Origin of the sequence: Pelosinus fermentans JBW45, from assembly GCF_000271665.2 — a bacterium.
GTDB classification, from domain to species: domain Bacteria; phylum Bacillota; class Negativicutes; order DSM-13327; family DSM-13327; genus Pelosinus; species Pelosinus baikalensis.
This window is the reverse complement of sequence record NZ_CP010978.1, coordinates 1,032,410-1,058,338: the sequence shown is the minus strand read 5'-3', so window position 1 is coordinate 1,058,338 and position 25,929 is coordinate 1,032,410. Positions and strand designations below refer to the sequence as shown.

Sequence of the window (25,929 nt, the reverse complement as noted above, 5' to 3'; positions counted from 1 at the left end):
TTCTCTTTTCTCCCCCTCTTCACACCTTCATTAATGTACTAAATTCTTCTTCTGATAACACTCCGGCTGCTATTTCATCGAAAAGCTTTTGATATAAGTCTTGATTTATGATTTTGTCGCCTGCAGCAGCATATACACTGCTGTGTTCACCCCTTTCATCAGGATGATTTTGTTCCAGAGCCATCCTGAACTGATCTGCTTTCCCCACCATGACCATTACCTGATTTTCCCCTGCGCCTATACTTTGATATAGTGCCTGGATACCATTTGCTGTCTGCAGTGCAATCATCCCCATATTCTGCATCATTATTTTTTCCGTTATTTCATCAACCCCCATTCCGCCCTCTTGCCACAACGGCCAGTTCATGGAGAGCGTTTTCCCCTGCCTCTGCTGCCGGGCAGCCAAATCATTGCGATATTCGGCATAAGCATCCATAAAGGCATTGGCAGCAGCATAATCAGCCTGGCCTGCGTTCCCCAGACTGCCGGCTATGGAGGAAAACAAGATAAAGAAATCTAGCTTCATATCTTTTGTAGCCTGATCCAGATTCACCAGCCCCAGCACCTTGGGTGACAAAACTTCCCGCATTTCTTCCTGTGTCTTCTTCAAAATAAAATTATCGCGTATTACGCCGGCACAATGCAAAATACCATGCAAACCGCCAAATTCTTCTTGAATCTTCTCAACTAAACGACTCACGACCTGCTGATCTGTTACATCTGCCTGTCGATATTCCACCCGTGCCCCCAATGTCACAATTCCTTGCCACTTCGTTTGCATTTCTTGGGTGAAGGCAGATCGGCCTGTAAGGATTATGGTGGCTGATTTTGCTTGCCGGGCAATATCCTGAGCAAAAATAAGTCCCAGCCCTCCTGATCCTCCTGTAATTAAATAAACTCCCTGGTCTTTCCAGGGAATCTTCACAGTATCTTGCGTATCTTCGATTTCCTTCCACTCAGTAACCCATCGTTTGCCATCCTGGTAGCGAATATGACTGTCGAAGAGCTGATGACTATTCTCTATCAGCTTTTCCCTGATGCTTTGAGCACTATCCTCAGGTTCTACCTCAATAATTTGTCCAATCAGTCTTGCGTTTTCCAAATGAGCCGTCTTTAATAATCCAGAGAATCCAAAGAACGGCATCTGTTCATTGGAGAAAATTACAATCTGGATTAAAGCCTTGCTATTTGTCTTCTCTTTGAGAATGGCTCGAATCTCTTCCAAAATTTCATATGCATACCCTTGAAACCGTACCGCGATATTTCCCCCTTTCCTTTGCAAAGCAATACAACGTACTCCATTCATGTTCATTGCCGTACTATCTTGTATCCCTTGATCCGGTTCGCATAGGATTACCATGTGCTGGTCAATGTGTGAGACTGTCGCTGTTTGATCAATGCATTTTTCCTTCCACCCATGCTGATACAGCAACATGTCAATATTTGCCCCTGAATCGATTTCTCCTTCCAGAATTCTTGCAGAAAAGCCCTTCATGCGTACACAAAGGGTTCCTTCTTCATTACATAGAGCAATATCCAGCTTCTGTACCTTATCTTCCCCTTTGCTGCCCGGGCTGTACCGTACTACTGCCCACATACTGGGGGTGCAGGCTGCCATTACTTCCAGTTCCTGCAGGGCAAAGGGCAGCGCGGGTTTAAGACTGCCGGAGCCAATCATCAGACCCATGGATGCCTGCAGGGCAGAGTCCATCATACTGGGATGCAGGATAAACGAATCCTGAGTATCCAACAGAAAGGCAGGCAGCAGCAGTTTTGCCAGAACCTGATTATCCCCAATGTACAATGTCTCAATTCCCTGATGCCCTGGTCCGTATTCCAGTCCCATCGTTCTCAGTTGCTCATAGCATTGGCTGGAACTCAAAATTTCACGACTGCACTGCTTCCGTATCTGTTCTATCGGCAGAGACTTAACTTCACATGCCGGACGCAATAGGATATTTCCCTGGCTGTGCACCACTGCTTCTTCAAGACTTTCATCCAAATGGCTGTAGATTTCATAGGCAATCTCTCCATTCTCTTCCGGGAAAAGTCCTATATGTACCTGAACTGCCTCTTCTCCTACCCCTATTGGACGGCTCCAAACTACATTTTTTATCTGTATCCCAATGTTTTCTTTCCCGCTTCTTCCTGCTGCCTGCTGGACTGCAGCCCGGGCCATTTCCAGATACGCTACACCAGGCAGTATACGCTGCCCCTTCACTATATGATCTTTCAAGAAAAACTCCTCACCCGTAAAACTGGAACTGAAACGTTGTTCTGAAAAATCCGATGTATTTTGATGTAGCAAGGGGTGAATAACTGTTACACTTTCTAATTTGGTCCTGTTATTGAGTGAGCTTTCCACCTCCGGCACCCAATAGCTTTCTTTCGCAAAGGGATAGCCGGGCAGATGAAGACGGTTAGGTTTTTCTTCACCATATAGCTGCCGCCATGCAAGGTCATATCCCTGGCAGTAGAGATCTGCCAAGGCGTGCAGTATCTCTTTATAGCGATTCGTATCTGCCTGGGAGAAGCTTTGCGCTAACAGCTCTTGACCATATTCCTCTATCGCTTTCTGTCCTGTAAAGTCCCGGGCTACTATCCCCTTAAACAGATTGGGGAGTTTTTCTTTGCTCCCCATCTGCTGCAGTACATAGATCCCATCTTCTTTGTCCTGCACTACCACTGCGCAGCGATGGGCAAAGTGCTGACGTCCTTCCAGCAAGGTAAAGCTAATCTCCCCTAAACTCTTTGCCTTTTCCTTTTCTAAGCAGACGATCATTTCTTTGCATTTTTCCTGCAAGCTCTCTTGGGTTTTGGCAGAAAAGGCCAGCAGATAGCAGGGGGAGGTTTTCTTCATTTCCATCCTGTTCTCCGGATAGCTTTCCAGTACCATATGCACATTCGTACCGCTCATTCCAAAGGCACTTACTCCACCCATTCTCCTCTTTTCTTCCTTTTCGGGCCAAGCTTTGCTTTCTTTATTTACATAGAACGGACTTCCCGACCATTGAATGTATTCATTCTCTTTTTGAAAGTGGAGGCTGGCTGGTATGGTTTCATGACGAAATGCCTGAACCAGGCTAATTAAGCTCACCAGACCGGAAGCCGCCAGCGCATGCCCAAAGTTGGTCTTGGTAGACGTCAAGGCGCAGTAGCCCTGCTTTTTCGTATAGTCTTTAAATGCATCATACAGAGCATTGACTTCAATGGGATCTCCTAATTTCGTCCCCGTCCCATGAGTTACAATATATTCAAGGTCTTCGGGGTTTATCTGGTACTGATCATACACCGATTTTAGAAGCTTCGTTTGGGAAGCACCACTGGGAGCGGTGATTCCATTGGTTTTTCCGTCATAGTTAATGCCACTTCCTTTGATTACGGCATAGATCGGATCTTTATCTGCCTTTGCCTGGGATAGGCGTTTTAGTACCACTACCGCAACCGCTTCCGCTGGGACCATTCCATTGGCTCTTTTATCAAAGGCAAAGCACTTCCCGTCCTCTGACAGCATACCCGCTTCACTCATCCCTTGAAACATCTGCGGTGTCAGCAGCAGATTCACGCCGGCCGCCAGGGCGGTGTCGCATTCTTGCTGGCGGATGCTTTGGCAGGCTTGATGTACTGCCACTAAGCCGGAGGAGCAAGCCGTATTAATTGCCATATTCGGTCCGCTTAGGTTTAGGAAATAGGCTAAGCGGGCAGATAAAACGGCATTATGATTGGACGTAATACTGCTCTTTTCTTTGAGCAGCAAGCGATAATCCCCTTCTTCCACTCCCACAAACATACCGATTTTACTCTTTTGGATCTGAGAGCTTCCATAGCCTGCATCTTCTAAGGCCTTCCAGGATTCCTGCAGCAGCAGCCGCTGTCTGGGGTCCATGCTTTCGGCTTCCCGGGGAGATATCTCAAAGAACAGCGGATCAAATTCACTGACTCCCGGAATGGCACCGTATTGATATGGACTTTTCCCTTTTCCTGAGAAGCGGTCTGCCGGAAAGTCCTGGATTACGTCTTTGCCTGCGGCAAGAATCTGCCACATTTCATCTATGGTTCTGGCCTCTGGAAAGCGGCCGCTCATTCCGATGATGGCAATGGGCTCTTGCTCCTGTATCTCCTGAGAAGCTGGTTTCGTTATAAATCTGGATTGTATAGATGTCTGACGTTTGGAGATTAAGGTAACTGCCGGCACTGCCTGAACGACTTGTCTGCCCTCTTCCATAACAGCTTCTCGATAATGCAATTGCATGACATCCTGATACTCTGTTAAAAAGTATTGTGTTAAATTTTTTAACGTTGAGTATCCAAAAAATAGAGCAGGAGTAAATTCAATGCTGTAATGATTTGTTATGATTCCTGCAAATTCGGATAAGCTTATGGAATCAAAACCAAATTCTGCCAGGTTTTCTTCCCGATCTAATTTATCTCGGGGGATCTTAAGCAGCTGACTGACTTGCTCCTTTAAATCCCAATCAATACATTGCTCCAGGGTAAATCCCTTCATTTCTGCTCGTCTTCCTTGAGCAACCGGATACTGGCTATTGTGAATTTTAGGATATTGGGAATTTTTTTCAGAAGGTATCATATTCATCTCTTCTGTATACACCTGTATTTCCAGCCCTTTCATTTGCATGTAAACCGTTCCTTGATCATCACAGAAATCCATATCAAATCTTTCCGACTTTCTATCCCTGCAAATTCGAACCCAAGGCGCTGAAATACATTGACCAATTATTGCAAGTTCTTCTAAAGCAATGATAGCAGCAGGTCTGCAATGTTCGACAGTCATCTGCAGACCGATTACCTGCATGGCCGAATCTAGTAAACATGGATGCAAATTAAATTGTTCCTGCGTATCCAAGATAGAAGAAGGGATCACTAACTTAGTCAGAACCTGATCCACTCCCAGATACACACTTTCGATTCCCTGGTATCTCGTATCATATTCCATTCCTGCTGCTTTAAGTCTTTTATAACATTGAGCAGCTGATAAAATACCTTGGCTGCATTCAGCCTGCAATGCCTTAAGATCTAAAACTTTCCTTTCTTCCATATAATTTACCAGCGCAATACTCCCCTGATTGTGTATAACAGCCTCTTTTACATTGTCTTTCATTTGACTGTAAATTTCATAGGATATTTCTCCATTTTCTTTTGGGAAAAGTCCTATGTGTACTTGAGCTGCCTCTTCTCCCACTACTATCGGCTGTGCCCAAATTATGTCTTTCAACCGCATCCCTGTTTTTTCTTCCATTAATGCTCCTGCTGTCTGCTGGGCTGCAGCCCAGGCCATTTCCAGATGCGCCACCCCAGGCAGTATACGCTGCCCCTTCACTATATGATCTTTCAAGAAAAACTCCTCACCCGTAAAACTGGAACTGAAACGTTGTTCTGAAAAATCCGATGTATTTTGATGTAGTAAGGGGTGAATAACTGTTACACTTTCTAATTTGGTCCTGTTATTGAGTGAGCTTTCCACCTCCGGCACCCAATAGCTTTCTTTCGCAAAGGGATAGCCGGGCAGATGAAGACGGTTAGGTTTTTCTTCACCATATAGCTGCCGCCATGCAAGGTCATATCCCTGGCAGTAGAGATCTGCCAAGGCGTGCAGTATCTCTTTATAGCGATTCGTATCTGCCTGGGAGAAGCTTTGCGCTAACAGCTCTTGACCATATTCCTCTATCGCTTTCTGTCCTGTAAAGTCCCGGGCTACTATCCCCTTAAACAGATTGGGGAGTTTTTCTTTGCTCCCCATCTGCTGCAGTACATAGATCCCATCTTCTTTGTCCTGCACTACCACTGCGCAGCGATGGGCAAAGTGCTGACGTCCTTCCAGCAAGGTAAAGCTAATCTCCCCTAAACTCTTTGCCTTTTCCTTTTCTAAGCAGACGATCATTTCTTTGCATTTTTCCTGCAAGCTCTCTTGGGTTTTGGCAGAAAAGGCCAGCAGATAGCAGGGGGAGGTTTTCTTCATTTCCATCCTGTTCTCCGGATAGCTTTCCAGTACCATATGCACATTCGTACCGCTCATTCCAAAGGCACTTACTCCACCCATTCTCCTCTTTTCTTCCTTTTCAGGCCAAGCTTTGCTTTCTTTATTTACATAGAACGGACTTCCCGACCATTGAATGTATTCATTCTCTTTTTGAAAGTGGAGGCTGGCTGGTATGGTTTCATGACGAAATGCCTGAACCAGGCTAATTAAGCTCACCAGACCGGAAGCCGCCAGCGCATGCCCAAAGTTGGTCTTGGTAGACGTCAAGGCGCAGTAGCCCTGCTTTTTCGTATAGTCTTTAAATGCATCATACAGAGCATTGACTTCAATGGGATCTCCTAATTTCGTCCCCGTCCCATGAGTTACAATATATTCAAGGTCTTCGGGGTTTATCTGGTACTGATCATACACCGATTTTAGAAGCTTCGTTTGAGAAGCACCACTGGGAGCGGTGATTCCATTGGTTTTTCCGTCATAGTTAATGCCACTTCCTTTGATTACGGCATAGATCGGATCTTTATCTGCCTTTGCCTGGGATAGGCGTTTTAGTACCACTACCGCAACCGCTTCCGCTGGGACCATTCCATTGGCTCTTTTATCAAAGGCAAAGCACTTCCCGTCCTCTGACAGCATACCCGCTTCACTCATCCCTTGAAACATCTGCGGTGTCAGCAGCAGATTCACGCCGGCCGCCAGGGCGGTGTCGCATTCTTGCTGGCGGATGCTTTGGCAGGCTTGATGTACTGCCACTAAGCCGGAGGAGCAAGCCGTATTAATTGCCATATTCGGTCCGCTTAGGTTTAGGAAATAGGCTAAGCGGGCAGATAAAACGGCATTATGATTGGACGTAATACTGCTCTTTTCTTTGAGCAGCAAGCGATAATCCCCTTCTTCCACTCCCACAAACATACCGATTTTACTCTTTTGGATCTGAGAGCTTCCATAGCCTGCATCTTCTAAGGCCTTCCAGGATTCCTGCAGCAGCAGCCGCTGTCTGGGGTCCATGCTTTCGGCTTCCCGGGGAGATATCTCAAAGAACAGCGGATCAAATTCACTGACTCCCGGAATGGCACCGTATTGATATGGACTTTTCCCTTTTCCTGAGAAGCGGTCTGCCGGAAAGTCTTGAATTACGTCTTTTCCATCAGCAAGGATCTTCCACATTTCATCTATGGTGCTAGCCTGAGGAAAGCGACCGCTCATTCCAATGATCGCAATGGGCTCTTGCATACTTTGCGGAGTATTTTCCATGGCAATTCTAATTTTTTTAAATTCCTGTCGCCTGGATGTAAGCGTAACAGCCAAAACTTCTTGCGCTGCCTCTGGCAATACCGTACTTTCTTGATAAAAAAGCTGCATGGTTTCTTGATATCCCGCAAAAAAGTATTGAATCAATTTTTCAATCGTAGAGTGCCCGAAAAATAAAGCAGGGGTAATTTCTATTCCATAATGATTAGTTAACAGGTTTGCAAATTGAGCTAAGCTAATGGAATCGAAGCCAAAATCCGCTAAGTTGTCTTCTCTGTCTAATTTATCTCGAGAAATTTTGAGTAATTGGCTGATATGCTCCTTCAAATCCCATTCCAAGCACTGTTCAAAGCTCAATCCCTTCATTTCCATACGTCTTCCTTTGCCTGAAGAGGTTAAGCTAATCGTAGGTGGCATAGAAGATTGGTCTTGCGTCAGCTCTAAAAATCGGTAAACCTTGCTGCGATTTCCAACCAAGATTAAATGCTGTGTATTGGTTTGAGCTAGTAATTGATCAAATAGCAAGACCCCTTCTTCGGCTTCTAAGTAACGTTGACTGCTGGATTTCAAATACATTTTACTATTCTCTTCCTCACCAACCCCCATCCCTCCATCCCTCCATAGAGGCCAGTTAATCACAAGGGTCTTGCCTTGCCGCTGCTCTACATTCCGATAAAAAGCGTAGGCCGTTTGGAAGCGGTTACCGATGGCATAATCACAAGAGCCAAAATCGCCTAAAATCGCTGAAGATGAAGAAAAATAGCATATAAAATGAAGTGCCTCTGTCTGAAGCACTTCATCAAGCACAAGAGTGCCTTTGATTTTGGGTTCTACTATCTTTTTAAAATCTTCCATGTCTTTTTCAAAGATGCTTTGACTGTCAGCCAGTCCTGCAGCATGTAGGACTCCATCGATCTTCCCAAATTTTTCTTTTGCCTGGATCAAAACGGCTTTCATGTTACTTACATTGCAAGTGTCCGCTTGTAGGTATAATACCTGACTGCCTAACTCTTCTATTTCTTTGATCTTATTTTGTTTCTTTTCATCCATTGGGGATCTTCCCGTTAGTATCAGATTCACAGGCTTGGTTTTTGCAAAATGTTTGGCAAACAAGAACCCAAGTCCACCGCAGCCTCCTGTTATGAGATAGGTACCTCCTGTTTGCAATAGACAGTTGCCCATTTGCAAGGTTGTTGCCTTAATCTGATATACATGCCGTTTTCCTTTTTGGTAGCAAACACTTTGGAGTTTCTTTGTTTGCAGTTCTGACCAGATTTTTTTCATCCAATCCTTTATGAAACTTTCCTGCTTTTGCCCTCCACTCTCCTGATACATCACAGCCACTTGCGTATTGGGCAGAACAAGTCTTAAGGAGCGTTCAAAACCAATCCAAGAATCTAGGTAACAACGCTCCAGTCCATTCTCAAATTGAGCGCCTAATAAAACTTGTTTGGCTTTCAATTTCACGGCGGCTATACTCTGCAACATATATACAATGACGGAATAATCCTGAATATAAATTGAATCCTCAAGCGGCCATAAATAGAGAACAGCGTCAACTTCACCATATTCTTCACGAATGCTTTGAAAAGCCTGCTCGTATGTTTTTTTATCACTTCTGGAAATAGTATATGCTTCTTGGGAATGTTTTTGATAGGTTGTACCTTGTGAAATAAAAAGCACATTAGTTTGTTGCTCTAATGTCCGTATTGCTTCCACAATCGCTTGTTGATTTCGAAGGTTCGATAAAAAACAAACTATAGTTTTAATTTGGACTGGTGCACGTTTTGATAAGGCTTCCTCTTGCAAGATTTCTTCAAACGTCATCATCTCAAAGTCCTCTTGTATCTTAGGAGTCATTACGTTTTGTGGTCTTGGTTCTAAAGAAGCCGTAATCACTTTCTCTGTATTCTCGTGCAATTCCATTTCCTTTACCCGAACACAAATTTTACCTTGATCATCACATAAATCGATATCAAATTTCGGTGTTTTATTCACTGCTTTGCTACCATCGCTGAATCGAAGCAGAGCCCACATGGTGAACGTGCAATTGCCCAGAATCTCAATTTCTTTCAGAGTAAGGGGCCGAACAAAATTAAGATTATCAGAACTCATCATCAAACCTAACGATGCCTGCACCGCTGAATCCACTAAACTAGGATGCAGTACAAATTGATCTTGCGTAGCTGCTACTGAGGATGGTAACTTTAGCTTTGCCAATACTTGACCCAATCCTACATATATTTTTTCAATACCCTGATATTCGGCACCATAGCTAATCCCCATCTTTCTATATGCCTCATAACATTGCGTCGATGATAAAACATTTTGCTTGCACTTAACCTGCAATGCCTTAACATCTAACGTCTCCGCGTCCTTAGTCGAACTGAATAACGCAGCACTCCCTTGATTATATACTACAATTTCTCCACTGCTTTCTTCAGACTGGCTATATATTTCATAGGCAATCTCTCCTTTATCTTCTGGGAAGAGTCCGATATGTAGCTGAACCGGTTTATCCCCTAAAACAATAGGCCGATCCCAAATCACGTTTTTTAGTCGAATTCCAGTTTTAACTTCTTCTAAGTTTTTTGTCGCCTGCTCCACAGCTGCTCGTACCATCTCAAGATAGGCTACCTCAGGTAAGACCCTCTGCCCCTTAACGACATGATTTGCCCAAAAAAGTTCCTGACCTGTAAAGGTAGAACTGAATCGCTGCTCAGATAAATTCGATGTATTTTGGTGTAGTAAAGGATGAAGGCACCCCATCATGGCTGGAGTATTAGCTGAGATTCCGCTAATTGACTCAGCCTTGATCTTCGAAATCCAAAATCGCTCCTTAGCAAAGGGATACGTAGTTACACTGATGCGATGTGGTTTGGCATCTAGATACAGCAATTCCCAATCTATACAAAGTCCCTTACTCCATAACTCTGCAATTTTTCTTACTTTTCCTTTTGTAATCCATTTGTGAATTAGCTCTTCAAATTCATCATCTTTTTTAAATAATTGGATAGAATCTTTTGCTTGTTTTACTTCTCCTCTAAAACAACCATCAATATTTTCTCTTCCATCAATAAACTCTTCCAACTTTTGAATTAGTTCATTTTTATTGTTGAAAACAAAGATTAATCTGTTTTCCATCTCTTCTCGTCCTACTTGGAAGGTATAGGCTAGATCGGCTAAATTAATATCGTGATAGGCGGCAGCTTCAACAAATTTATCGTCATTATGATTTCGAGGTTCTTTTAAAAAACTAAGAAGGTTTTGTGCATAGTCTTTAAGACGATCATTATTTTTAGCAGATATAGGGAGCATATAGAATATATTATCATTGTATAATTGTCGATTTAAATATTCTGGTTTCTCAACACTTGTATACTGTTCAAAGATTGCATGAGTATTTGTTCCTCCGATCCCAAACGAACTCAGTGCAGCTCTATATGGAGATGAATTTTTCTCTAATTTCTTGATTTTATTAACAACATAAAATGGAGAGTCAGTAAAATCAATATTGGGGTTTGGTTTCTTAAAGTTAATTGTTGGTGGTATTTCATTGTGGTATAAGCTTAATGCGACTTTAATGCACCCTGCTAATCCTGCAGCTGCATCTAAGTGCCCTATATTGGTTTTTACAGATCCAATTCCACAAAACTGTTTTTTTGTGGTGTATTGTTTATAAATATCACTCAGCGCGGTATGTTCAATAGGGTCTCCTAATTTTGTTCCGGTTCCGTGAGCTTCCATATAGCTAATTGAATCAGGATTAATTTGGGTTGAATTTAACACTTTCCGAATTACCTCAGCTTGTCCTTTGATACTTGGAGCATAAAAGCCTACTTTATCTGAACCATCATTATTTAAACCTATTCCTCTAAGGAGGGCATAAATATGGTCTCCATCTTCTATAGCATCTACAGCTTTTTTAAGTACAATAACTGCAGCCCCTTCACCGCTTAACATTCCGTCTGCTGAAGCATCAAACGCTTTAATATGTCCATCACTTGAAAAATTTAATCCAGGTTGATAAACATATCCTAAGTTTGATGAAGGGAATATATTTGCACCACCTACTAAAGCATACTTTGCTTCATCTGATCGCAGGCTTTGGTAAGCTGAATATAATGCTACTAAAGAAGAAGAACAATTTGATTGTACAAAGAAACTAGGTCCTTTTAATCCTAGTTTGTAGGATATCATTGTAGGGATTGTTCCTCCTTGAGCCAAAATCCAGGATACATATTCGTCAGAGTTCATCAAAATGTTATTTTCTTCCGATTTGGAATTAAGCAATAATGCTTGATAAATACTGCTACTGGCTGTCATAAATACACTAGTTTCAGGAATTTTCCTTGGAATATAGCCGGCATCCTCTATGGCCTTCCATGAATGAAGTAATAAGAGTCTAAACTGGGGATCCATAGCTGCTGCATCTTTAGGAGAAATATTAAAGAAAGCAGGGTCAAACAAATCTTTACCTTCTATAGTTGACTGAACAGGAATATAGTTCGGGTCTTGAATAATTTCTTCCGGTATATTTAAGTTCCTAAGTTCTCCTTGAGAAAAAAACTTGACACTTTCTTTACCTTCTCGTAAATTATGCCAGAATTCAAAGTGATCTTTAGCTCCTGGGAAATGGCACGATATCCCTATGATCGCTAAACTATCTTGGTAATATTCAGGATAAGATGACTTTCGATTTTTTTTGTTATGACCTATTTCACTGTTATCCAAATTATCATTTCCTGAATTTCTATTTTCCCTATCATAAGAGACGGCAATTGTATCTTTATTTTCCGCAATATATTTACTAATACTTTTAATGTTGGTATATTCAAACAATGTTGTCACATTAAAATCGCATTTCAGCTTTTTCTTGATTCTTTCTGCAACGGCAACTGCTAAAAGTGAATCTCCTCCCACCTCAAAAAAACCATCTTCGATATTTATGTTATCATTATGAAGAACAGCTTTCCAGATTTCTAAAATCTTTTCTTCAATTTCTGATGGAGGGGAGAATGTTTTTTTTGTTCCTGTTAATACGATTTTACGATTCATCAAATCCTTTCGATCTATTTTCCCATTAGGCGTTAAAGGAATGGAGTCAACTTCGACAAACAATACTGGAATCATATAATCAGGTAAGTTTGATTTTAAATATTCACGTAATTTGGGGAGGCTAAGAGAAGCTTTATCTCTTCCTGGATTTGTTCGTACATAATATGCAATAAGTTGCTTTATCCCCTCCTGCTCATTCACTATCACGACACTTTCTTGGATCTCAGGATGGTTTTTAAGTTGGCTCTCAATTTCCCCCAATTCAATACGAAATCCACGAATCTTAACCTGTTGATCGTTGCGCCCTAAAAACTCAATATTGCCATCGGCAAGCCACCTGGCTAAATCGCCTGTTTTATAGAGCTGTGTTACCAGATTAAAAGGATTCGGAATGAATTTTTCTGCTGTGAGCACAGGCTTATTTAAATAACCTCTAGCTAAACCATCACCTGCTATACAAAGTTCACCTGGGATACCGATAGGAGTGGACTTACCATTATTATCAAGAATATAAATTTTTGTATTTGCTATCGGTTTGCCAATCGTGATAGACTCCTCTTTCTTAATGTGTTGAACCGTCGACCAAATCGTTGTTTCCGTTGGACCAAACATGTTCCATGCATCACTATTCGTGTCAATAAAATATTGCTTTAGTCTTTCCGGAAGCGCCTCTCCGCCACAGAGAATTTTAACTCTTTCTTCATTTTTCCAACCAGCATGAAAAAGCATTGTCCATGTGACCGGAGTGGCTTGCATTATTGTTGGTTTGTTTCTTTGTATTTCCCGTTTTAATTTCTCAACATCTTTTGCTTTTTCCGAACTGCAAATATAGCATTGAGCACCGTTAATCAATGGCAAATAGAACTCTAACCCGGCAATATCAAAACAGTAGGTTGTCACAGCAAGTAGTCTGTCTTGTGAATGTATGCCCGGTCTGTCTCCCATTGAAATAAGAAAGTTTGTTAATGCTCTATGAGGGATCATCACGCCCTTAGGTTTTCCTGTACTACCAGACGTATAAATCACATATGCCAAATGGTTTGATTGTACTTCTCGTTTAAGTGTATCCTCTACTTTTACCTCTTGTTCTATCTCATGCCGATCTTTATCTAAAACAATGGTTTTTATATTACCTTCAATTAATGGAGATATCTTTCCCAGCAATTTGGATTGAGTTAAAAGAAATGACGCTTTACTGTCTTGAAGCATATACTCTAATCGCTCTTTGGGATAATGGGGATCCAATGGTACATATGCCCCTCCTGCTTTAAGAATCGCTAATAGCCCCACGATCATCTCCAATGACCGTTCCACACAAATCCCGACCAAGCAATCAGGGAACACCCCTAGTTTCTGCAGGTAAATTGCCATCTGACTACTTCTTTCATCCAATTCCTTGTATGTAAGGCATCCTTCCTCATAAACAACAGCAATCGTATTGGGTGTTTTTTGAGCCTGCTTTTCAAATAATTCATGGAAACATTTATCACTAGGATAGTCTGCATGGGTCTCATTCCAATCCGTAAGTGTAATTTCTTCTTCCTTTGATAGTAAAGAGTACTCCTCCAAGGCTACACTCGGATCATCAATAATCTCCTCTGTTAATTTTGCATAGTGCCCCATCATACGGGTAATTGTCGAAAGATCAAATAAATCGGAGTTATATTTTATAGTTAGAACAAATCTCTCTTCCTGTTCATAAACCTCTAATCCAAACTCATATTCTCCCTCCTGATGAATCCCTTCAACAAATTCTATGGGCAGCTTACTCTGCCATTCTTTTAAACCTGTAGGGTGCAAGAAGTTTTGATATAGAAAGGCTACTTGAAAAATAGGTGCGTTTAATGATGTGCGAGGGATATTTAAATCTCGAACCAATGATGGAAAAGGATATGCATGATCCAGCCCATCTACTACAGTTACCTGCAATTCCCTGATGAATTTCGAAAAGGACTTTGTCCCTTCCACTTGACTACGCATGGGAATCATATTAACAAAATAGCCTATTAGCGAGTCAAAGCCTTCTTGTATCCGGCCCATGGTTGGCATACCCACTATAATATCTTCTTGACCTGTATAGCGATGCAGTAATAGTTTAAAAATTCCTAAAAAAACTATCGACGAATTTAGATGCTGGGATTGAGCAAAGGACTTTATCTTCTTACTTAATTCTGGTGTAAGCAAGTTTGTATAAGTTTCCCCTATATCACTTCTAGAAGAAAACCGTGGTCGATCGGCTGGAATTTCGAGAATTGGCAAATTCCCTGATAGCTGTTGTCTCCAGTAGGACCGATGCTCTTCTCCTTCTTTACTTATTAACATTTTATGTTCCCATTCAATAAAATCATAGTAGCTAGCTAGTGAAGAATTGGGGATTGGATTCCTATCTTTAGCAAGTTCTTGATATGCATTTAACAGGGTTGTCATGAGAAGTACGCTTGAAGCTCCATCAAAGACAATATGATGAATGGTAATAAGTACAATGTACTCTGCTTCGGATCGGAACAAAAGATGAACACGCATTAAAGAACCATTTTCCAAACAAAATGGTTCTTTCGCTTTTTCCCTTAAATATGAAAGTATCTCTGAACATTTAAGATTTGAAATATCCTCTTGTTGAAACGTTAGAGGACGGGATGATTCGATGGTTTGATAGGGAACTCCATCGCTGTCTTCTTCAATTACACTGGTTAGAATCGGATGTTCTTCCAAAACAAAATGACACGCTTTCTTGAATTTATCAATGTTCACTTTTTCAAAAACTCGAAAGCATAGAGGAATATTATACGAGCTCATCTCAGGTAACACTTTTTGCAACATCCATAAACCTTTTTGCCCTTCAGAAAGTGGATTCTGGAAGGGCTGCTTCTTAAGCTTGTAAAGTTTTTCTTTTACTTCAATTGCCGTTAACTCCCCTTTTTTAAATGCAGTAAGAATTTCTTTACGCCTCATATTATTTCTCCTTTGTCTATTAAATTCTCAATTTCCTCCAACGTTAAGACCCCTTGCCTGAATTTCTCCAACGCTTCCATTCCTTGGCCTTCTATGCATTCATTCTTTTTTTGATCTTTTGCTTCCAATTGATTGTTTACAGTTATCTCTTGTTCACCTAATTCTGTCAATTTCTCAGAAAGATGATCTGATAAGGATTTAATCGTTCCATACATCAACATTTCTCTTCCTGAAATCTGGATATTGAATTGTTTCTCCAAACTTCGCATAAGTTTCAAGCCTATGATTGAGTCAACACCATAGTCTTGGATATTTTGATTTAACTTGATTAGCTCTTGTCCATAATTTAGTTCCTGAGATAAGAATTGCACGATATAATCCTGGATATTCTCCTGTATCGAATTCTCAGGGTTAATTAGACTTTCCTGGGGTTGGTCTTTTAATTGCTGGTTTAAAACTTTTGGGTTGTATTGTAACTTATTGGAAGCAATCCAATATTGTTCCTTAGCAAATGGATAGGTGGGCAAGGATATCTTTTTCACTTTTTCTCCTTCGTGGAGTAACTTCCAGGGGATCACACCTCCCTGCGTCCAATAAATAGCAATGTTATCCAGATTATTTTCTGCCAGAAATAATTGCATAACATTCTCTCCTATTTCACCGGAAAAGAGTCTGCTAATTACCAAATGGCTTTCTTTCACATCTCCTGTGAAAATGGGCAGGGAACACTCTATCTCAGCACCTTTTTCACTCAAATTCAGATAATCCTTCAAGCCTCGAATTAGCTCTTCTCTGTCGCGTACAACCATTGCTACGCGGCATGACATTGCTTCACGTCCTACTTGGAGTGTATATGCTATATTCAACAAGGATATCTCTTTTTGAAATTCTATAAAGTCAAGCATCTGCTGAACGAGGGTCTCGAGTTGTTCTGGATTTTTAGCCGAGAAGACCACGATTTGAGGTGAAGTTATCTCTTGAATAGGAATTACTTCTTCTTGCCAATGCGTATATTCTTCTAAAATCACATGCGCATTGACCCCACTAAATCCATAACTATTAATGCTGGCACGCCGGGGCAAACAATTACCATAAATATCTTTCAATGATTCCCATTCATGATTCTCTGCGGAAATTTTAAATGGACTTTCTTCTAATGAAATGTACTCCGATAGAGTCGTAAATTGTGGAATTCCTGGAATCAGCTTATGGTGCATTGCTAAAATCGTCTTTATCAATGCGGTCATCCCAGAGGCAACTTCTCCATGACCAATACTTGATTTCAAGCTACTAATATAACAAGGGGTATTTACTTCTACATTCTGCGGCTGTGATGCTGCCAGCTCCTGGTATCCAGCTTTCAGTGCATTTATTTCAATACCATCGCCTAAGGGAGACGCAATGCCGTGTGCTTCAATATAGGATACTGTTCGCGGATCAATCTTTGCTGCCTGATATGCCTGGACCATGGCAGCTTTCATCCCATTTGCATTGGGAGCAGTTAATGACATTCCTTTACCACCATGGGACACACCTGTACCTTTAACCACTGCATATATTTTATCCTGATCGTTGATAGCTTTTTGCAAAGGTTTTATGATAATCACACCAACTCCCTCACTTCGAACATATCCATTAGCACCTGTCTGAAATGGCTTTCCTTTTCCTTCTGGACTAAGATACCCCATTAAATCAAGATAAATAAACGCCTTGGGAGAAATAAGTAAATTAACGGCACCCACAATGGCCTGCTCACATTCTCCACTATGGATGGCTTGCACTGCACGATGTAAGGCTACTAGTGTGGAAGAACAAGCCGTGTCATAATATTCGCTGGGACCATGTAAGTTTAATGCATGAGAAATACGCGCAGGAAGCACTGTTGGAGCTATTGATGTCAAGAAAAAACTACTATTCTTGACATCAATAGCATCTGTATACTCGCTAGGACCGGCAGCAACAAAAACGCCGGTAGAACCCTTTGATATTTCTTTCGGCGTAATGCCAGTATCCTCAATAGCATGCCATACGTAAGTCATTAACAAGCGTTGCCGTGGATCCATCATTTCAGCTTCCTTAGGGGAAATTCCGAAAAATAAAGGATCAAAATACTCTACGCCATTTATAAATCCGCCCCATTTGATTTTTGTTTTATTAACTTCTTTTGTAGAATCGCCATAATACTTTTGCCAATCCCAACGCTCTTTAGGAATTTCCGTAATACAATCCTTGCCTTCCACAAGGTTTTTCCATAATTCATGTACATCTTCAGCCATTGGAAATTTCCCGCTTATTCCCACTATTGCAATGGCGTCTTGCTGTTTGAAATGTCTAGCACATCCTTCTTCATAAGAGACGGCAATTGCATCTTTATTTTCCGCAATATATTTACTAATACTTTTAATGTTGGTATATTCAAACAATGTTGTCACATTAAAATCGCATTTCAGCTTTTTCTTGATTCTTTCTGCAACGGCAACTGCTAAAAGTGAATCTCCTCCCACCTCAAAAAAACCATCTTCGATATTTATGTTATCATTATGAAGAACAGCTTTCCAGATTTCTAAAATCTTTTCTTCAATTTCTGATGGAGGGGAGAATGTTTTTTTTGTTCCTGTTAATACGATTTTACGATTCATCAAATCCTTTCGATCTATTTTCCCATTAGGCGTTAAAGGAATGGAGTCAACTTCGACAAACAATACTGGAATCATATAATCAGGTAAGTTTGATTTTAAATATTCACGTAATTTGGGGAGGCTAAGAGAAGCTTTATCTCTTCCTGGATTTGTTCGTACATAATATGCAATAAGTTGCTTTATCCCCTCCTGCTCATTCACTATCACGACACTTTCTTGGATCTCAGGATGGTTTTTAAGTTGGCTCTCAATTTCCCCCAATTCAATACGAAATCCACGAATCTTAACCTGTTGATCGTTGCGCCCTAAAAACTCAATATTGCCATCGGCAAGCCACCTGGCTAAATCGCCTGTTTTATAGAGCTGTGTTACCAGATTAAAAGGATTCGGAATGAATTTTTCTGCTGTGAGCACAGGCTTATTTAAATAACCTCTAGCTAAACCATCACCTGCTATACAAAGTTCACCTGGGATACCGATAGGAGTGGACTTACCATTATTATCAAGAATATAAATTTTTGTATTTGCTATCGGTTTGCCAATCGTGATAGACTCCTCTTTCTTAATGTGTTGAACCGTCGACCAAATCGTTGTTTCCGTTGGACCAAACATGTTCCATGCATCACTATTCGTGTCAATAAAATATTGCTTTAGTCTTTCCGGAAGCGCCTCTCCGCCACAGAGAATTTTAACTCTTTCTTCATTTTTCCAACCAGCATGAAAAAGCATTGTCCATGTGACCGGAGTGGCTTGCATTATTGTTGGTTTGTTTCTTTGTATTTCCCGTTTTAATTTCTCAACATCTTTTGCTTTTTCCGAACTGCAAATATAGCATTGAGCACCGTTAATCAATGGCAAATAGAACTCTAACCCGGCAATATCAAAACAGTAGGTTGTCACAGCAAGTAGTCTGTCTTGTGAATGTATGCCCGGTCTGTCTCCCATTGAAATAAGAAAGTTTGTTAATGCTCTATGAGGGATCATCACGCCCTTAGGTTTTCCTGTACTACCAGACGTATAAATCACATATGCCAAATGGTTTGATTGTACTTCTCGTTTAAGTGTATCCTCTACTTTTACCTCTTGTTCTATCTCATGCCGATCTTTATCTAAAACAATGGTTTTTATATTACCTTCAATTAATGGAGATATCTTTCCCAGCAATTTGGATTGAGTTAAAAGAAATGACGCTTTACTGTCTTGAAGCATATACTCTAATCGCTCTTTGGGATAATGGGGATCCAATGGTACATATGCCCCTCCTGCTTTAAGAATCGCTAATAGCCCCACGATCATCTCCAATGACCGTTCCACACAAATCCCGACCAAGCAATCAGGGAACACCCCTAGTTTCTGCAGGTAAATTGCCATCTGACTACTTCTTTCATCCAATTCCTTGTATGTAAGGCATCCTTCCTCATAAACAACAGCAATCGTATTGGGTGTTTTTTGAGCCTGCTTTTCAAATAATTCATGGAAACATTTATCACTAGGATAGTCTGCATGGGTCTCATTCCAATCCGTAAGTGTAATTTCTTCTTCCTTTGATAGTAAAGAGTACTCCTCCAAGGCTACACTCGGATCATCAATAATCTCCTCTGTTAATTTTGCATAGTGCCCCATCATACGGGTAATTGTCGAAAGATCAAATAAATCGGAGTTATATTTTATAGTTAGAACAAATCTCTCTTCCTGTTCATAAACCTCTAATCCAAACTCATATTCTCCCTCCTGATGAATCCCTTCAACAAATTCTATGGGCAGCTTACTCTGCCATTCTTTTAAACCTGTAGGGTGCAAGAAGTTTTGATATAGAAAGGCTACTTGAAAAATAGGTGCGTTTAATGATGTGCGAGGGATATTTAAATCTCGAACCAATGATGGAAAAGGATATGCATGATCCAGCCCATCTACTACAGTTACCTGCAATTCCCTGATGAATTTCGAAAAGGACTTTGTCCCTTCCACTTGACTACGCATGGGAATCATATTAACAAAATAGCCTATTAGCGAGTCAAAGCCTTCTTGTATCCGGCCCATGGTTGGCATACCCACTATAATATCTTCTTGACCTGTATAGCGATGCAGTAATAGTTTAAAAATTCCTAAAAAAACTATCGACGAATTTAGATGCTGGGATTGAGCAAAGGACTTTATCTTCTTACTTAATTCTGGTGTAAGCAAGTTTGTATAAGTTTCCCCTATATCACTTCTAGAAGAAAACCGTGGTCGATCGGCTGGAATTTCGAGAATTGGCAAATTCCCTGATAGCTGTTGTCTCCAGTAGGACCGATGCTCTTCTCCTTCTTTACTTATTAACATTTTATGTTCCCATTCAATAAAATCATAGTAGCTAGCTAGTGAAGAATTGGGGATTGGATTCCTATCTTTAGCAAGTTCTTGATATGCATTTAACAGGGTTGTCATGAGAAGTACGCTTGAAGCTCCATCAAAGACAATATGATGAATGGTAATAAGTACAATGTACTCTGCTTCGGATCGGAACAAAAGATGAACACGCATTAAAGAACCATTTTCCAAACAAAATGGTTCTTTCGCTTTTTCCCTTAAATATGAAAGTATCTCTGAACATTTAAGATTTGAAATATCCTCTTGTTGAAACGTTAGAGGACGGGATGATTCGATGGTTTGATAGGGAACTCCATCGCTGTCTTCTTCAATTACACTGGTTAGAATTGGATGTTCTTCCAAAATAAAATGACACGCTTGCTTGAATTTATCAATGTTCACTTTTTCAAAAACTCGAAAGCATAGAGGAATATTATACGAGCTCGTCTCAGGTGACACTTTTTGCAACATCCATAAACCTTTTTGCCCTTCAGAAAGTGGACTCTGGGCTTCGCCTAGGTTGTTCAGGTGCTTACTGATTTTGGAATTGGTTTCCAATTCATTTTTTACATTGATCTCTTGTTTATTTAATTCTTCAATTTTTCTAGCAAGATGATCTGATAAAGATTTAATCGTTCCATATGTTAGCATTTCTCGTCCGGAGACATGAATATTAAATTGTTTCTCAAAACCTCTCATAAGTTTCATGCCCATGATTGAATCAATGCCATAGTCCTGGATGTTTTTATTTGGCTTGATTTGATTTTGTCCATAATTTAGTTCCCGAGATAAGAATTGCACGATATAATCTTGAATATTCTCCTGTATCGAGTTCTTAGGGTTAATTATTTTCTGGGTCTGGTCTGTGAATTGCTGGTTTAAAACTTTTGGACTGTATTGTAACTTATTGGAGGCAATCCAATATTGTTCCTTAGCAAATGGATAGGTGGGCAAGGATATCTTTTGTACGTTTTCTCCTTCGTGGAGTAATTCCCAGGGAATCACACCTCCTTGCGTCCAATAAATAGCTACTTTTTCCATATTATTTTCTGCAAAAAATAATTGAAAAATATTGTCCCCTATTTCACCGGAAAATAATCGTCTAATCAGCATATGACTTTCTTCCACTTCTCCTGTATATATAGGAAGAGAAGATTCTATTTCAGCCCTTTTATTACTTGATTCTAGATAATCCTTCAGACTTCGAATTAACTCTTCTGTATCGCACACAACCATTACTACACGAAATGCCATTGCTTCGCGCCCTACTTGGAGTGTATACGCCATGTTCGACAAGGATATTTCCTTTTGAAATTCTACAAAGTCAAGCATCTGTCGGACAAGAGCCTGCAATTGTTCCGGGTTTTTAGCTGAAAAAACCAGGATCTGTGGTGAGGTTGTCCCTTGAATAGGAATCCTTTCTTCTTTTAGAGGCGTATGTTCCTCCAAAACCACATGCGCATTGACCCCACTAAATCCATAACTATTAATGCTGGCACGCCGGGGCATACTATTACCATAAATATCTTTCAATAATTCCCATTCATGATTCTCTGCGGAAATTTTAAATGGACTTTCTTCTAATGAAATGTACTCCGATAGAGTCGTAAATTGTGGAATTCCTGGAATCAGCTTATGGTGCATTGCTAAAATCGTCTTTATCAATGCGGTCATCCCAGAGGCAACTTCTCCATGACCAATACTTGATTTCAAGCTACTAATATAACAAGGGGTATTTACTTCTACATTCTGCGGCTGTGATGCTGCAAGCTCCTGGTATCCAGCTTTCAGTGCATTTATTTCAATACCATCGCCTAAGAGAGACGCAATGCCGTGTGCTTCAATATAGGATACTGTTCGCGGATCAATCTTTGCTGCCTGATATGCCTGGATCATGGCAGCTTTCATCCCATTTGCATTGGGAGCGGTTAATGACATTCCTTTACCGCCATGGGATACACCTGTACCTTTAACCACTGCATATATTTTATCCTGATCACTGACAGCTTTTTGCAAAGGTTTGATTATAATCACACCAACCCCCTCACTTCGCACGTATCCGTTAGCACCTGCCTGGAACGGCTTCGCTTTTCCTTCAGGACTGAGATACCCCATTAAGTCGGAACCAATAAATCCCCGGGGTGAAAGAAGTAAATTAACAGCACCCACAATGGCCTGTTCACATTCACCACTATGGATGGCTTGTACTGCACGGTGCAAAGCCACAAGCGTCGAAGAACAAGCCGTGTCATAATATTCACTGGGACCGTGTAAATTTAACGCATAAGAAATGCGCGTGGGAAGCAGTGCGGGAGCTGTCGATGTCAAAGATAAACTATTATTCTGAAAAATAGCTACAGCATCTGTATACTCGCTAGATCCCGCAGCAACAAAGACGCCGGTAGGACTCTTTGACATTTCCCTTGGAGTATTTCCCGCATCTTCAAGCGCGTGCCATACAGAGGTCAGTAACAAACGTTGTTGCGGATCCATCAGTTCGGCTTCTTTAGGGGAAATTCCAAAAAATAAGGGATCAAACTCATCTACTCCGTTAATAAAGCCGCCCCATTTGATATTTGTTTTATTGGCTTCTTTCACAGAATCTCCATAATACTCTTGCCAATCCCAACGCTCTTTAGGAATTTCCGTAATACAATCCTTGCCTTCTACAAGATTTTTCCAAAAATCATGTACATCTTCGGCCATTGGAAATTTCCCGCTTATTCCCACAATTGCAATGTCGTCTTGCTGTTTTAACTCCTTAACGTTTTTATCCTTTTGCTGATTTTGTATCCACTTACCTCTTGCCTTTACTGGAGTCGGTGCTGCCCCCTTCGCGTCCAAAGATGCTTCCACTACTACTTGCCCTTTCTCTCCGAGCTTAGTCCATTGAATACATTCCTGCCGATAGTCTGCAAGAAGATAATCTGCTAAATCTGCTAAAGTCTGATACTCGAACAATAAAGTTTTTGTTAAGTTTTTAAAGACGTCAACAAGTTTCTGAATAATCTGAATCATGATAACTGAATCAATCCCATATCGTTCCCAGGGCTCATCGGGATCAATCCTTTCTATACCTAACTTAGTGATTTCTCCAAATAATACTTTTAATTGATGCAAAGTTTTTTCTCGAAGCAGTCCTGAATTTACTTGCAAATTAGATATTCCATACTCCTTTTCAAGTTGAACAACGGCAGGACTACTCGTAATAGAAAGTATTCTTTCCATCATCCGTTTCTTATTGCCTTCCATCACCATTACATGTTCCTTGCCATAAGTAAGAGATTGATACAAAGCCAGAATACCAGTTGAAGTCTGCATAGGAATAATGCCCATATTTTTCAACATTAACTTTTCAATTTCTACATCCACATGCATTCCACCATCTTTCCACAGAGGCCAGTTAATAGATAAAGTTTGTCCTTGCCGTTTTTTTTCAGCCACCAATACATTGCGGTACTTCGCATAAGCGTCCATAAAGGCATTACCAGTGGCGTAGTCAACCTGCCCTGGATTGCCTATACTCCCTGCCATGGACGAAAAAAGAATAAAAAAATCAAGTCCCACGTCCTTACTTGCTTCATCTAAATTTACAAGTCCACTTACCTTAGGATCTAGTACCTCTCGCAGCTCCTCCTTGGACTTTTTGATAATAAAATTATCTCGAACTATTCCTGCACTATGGATGATGCCATTAAGATTTCCATGATCCGCCTCAATACTTTGGATCAAGCCAGTAACTGCTTTCTTGTCAGTCACATCGACCTGCCTGTATTTCACCTGGGCACCTAATTCTTCTAGTTCTTTAATTTGGGCTTGTTTTTTCTCATTAAGCGGAGATCGTCCTGTTAAAATTAGAGTTATATTCTTTACATTTCTCACTATTTCTTGTGCAAAAATAAATCCTAATCCACCCGCTCCGCCCGTAATTAAATAGACCCCCAGACTTCTCCAGGGGGTTTTCACTATTTCTTGCAAGTCCTCTATTTCATTCCAGCCAATTGTCCATCTTTTCCCATCCTTATATCGAATCTGATTGTCTATTGGGCTACAACTATTTTCCTTCAACTTTTTCACTATTTGTTCACTATCTTCATTTGATTCCATTTCAATCACTTGCCCACTGATTTTAGGATTCTCAAGCTGAGCGGTTTTTAACATTCCAGAGAACCCATTAAAAACTTGCTGTTCCCCTTGACCTAAAACCACAATCTGAATTAGCACCTTGCTATTTGATTTGTCTTTAAGAATCCGTTGAATTTGCTCAAATACTTGGACTGCATAGATTTGAAACCGTTCTCCGATTGCCTCTTGCTCAGCTTGCAATATGAGACATTGTACCCCATTCATTTGACTTTCAATGCTTTTCCGAGAAACTCCACCTAGTTCACAAAGTAATACCAGATGTTGAGTATAGTCAGGCTCTATAGCGCCTTGAACTACACCCCGTTCTATATATATAGCCTCGAGAAGTAAAGTCCCTAAATTTTCACTGAATCTTCCCGGATTTACTTCCCATTCTATAATTCGTGCGATAAAGCCCTTCATCCGAACACAGACTCTCCCATTTGCATCACATACATCGATATCAAATTTTTGTACTTTATCTTCTGCGTTGCTGTCATTACTATATCTAATGAATGCCCACATATTGGGCGTGCATCTATAAAAAATCTCAAGTTCCTGTAGCGTAAAGGGTAATGCTAGCTTGAAAGTATCTACGCCAATTAAACCAATTGACGCCTGCAGGGCTGCATCCATCAAACTAGGATGCAGGACAAATTGATCTTGCGTATGGACAATTGAGTAAGGCAATGACAGTTTTGCCAGTACTTGGCCTTGCCCTATATATACCTTCTCAATTCCTTGATGCCCCGGACCATAATCAAGTCCCATTGCCTTAAAAGCCTCGTAACATTGGCTGGAACTCAAACTACGTTGGCTGCATTCAGACTGAATACTCTTGAGATCAACTACTGGAACCTCTGTAATTGGAGTTAGTATTATTGCACCTTGACTGTGTACTACAGCCTCTACATCATCTGTTATAGCCTTACGATAGATCTTATAAGTAATCTCTCCATTCTCTTCCGGATATAGTCCAATATGCACATCTAAAGGATGTTCTCCAACTGCAATCGGTCGAGACCAAACCACATCTTTAAGTCGAATCCTGAGTTCACCTTCTTTTATACCTCTGACTGCCTGTTCTACCGCCGCTCTGACCATCTCAAGATAGGCCACTCCAGGCAAAATTCGTTGTCCTTTTACTACATGATCCGCTAAAAAAAACTCTTGACCTGTAAAGGTCGAACTGAATCGCTGTTCCGAAAAGTCAGATGTATTCTCATGTAGGAAAGGATGAAGAAAGTCGGGCTTATTAGAACTAATTTGAGTTTGAAATTGACGAATCAAATTTATCCCATCTATTTTTGATAATCTCTTACTTTTTACTTCACACAAAATATATTGTAAAAAATCTCTCATATTTCCCTCCCGATATCAGTACTCTTTTGGAGACCAAGTCCTAAATGATTCAAGTACATCAAACTTTGGTCATTCATTATATTCCTACAATTTTATTTCTGTTGAAAAATAAAAACTTAACAAGTGCCACCATTAACAAAAAAAGCTCTTCTTTGCCTCTTTTTAATAATGATGGTGTTTTTTCCTTTTCGTCCTCAC

General features: G+C 40.6%; 2 protein-coding genes. Both read right to left on the bottom strand.

Translation table 11 applies throughout. From position 1 onward, the window contains the following. Positions 1–19: 19 nt before the first annotated feature. Complete coding sequence (locus JBW_RS24565; RefSeq protein ID WP_045820597.1) at positions 20–15,256, bottom strand: non-ribosomal peptide synthetase; 15,237 nt, start codon at positions 15,254–15,256, stop codon at positions 20–22. Then, positions 15,253–25,731: a non-ribosomal peptide synthetase gene (locus tag JBW_RS23725; protein ID WP_052697324.1), complete on the bottom strand. Its 10,479-nt coding sequence runs from the start codon at positions 25,729–25,731 to the stop codon at positions 15,253–15,255. The genes JBW_RS24565 and JBW_RS23725 overlap by 4 nt, the downstream gene beginning before the upstream one ends. Positions 25,732–25,929 lie beyond the last annotated feature (198 nt).

Excerpts from the sequence above, each read along its gene's own strand:
- JBW_RS24565 (WP_045820597.1), bottom strand. The coding sequence starts at position 15,256 with ATGAGGCGTAAAGAAATTCTTACTGCATTTAAAAAAGGGGAGTTAACG.
- JBW_RS23725 (WP_052697324.1), bottom strand. The coding sequence starts at position 25,731 with ATGAGAGATTTTTTACAATATATTTTGTGTGAAGTAAAAAGTAAGAGA.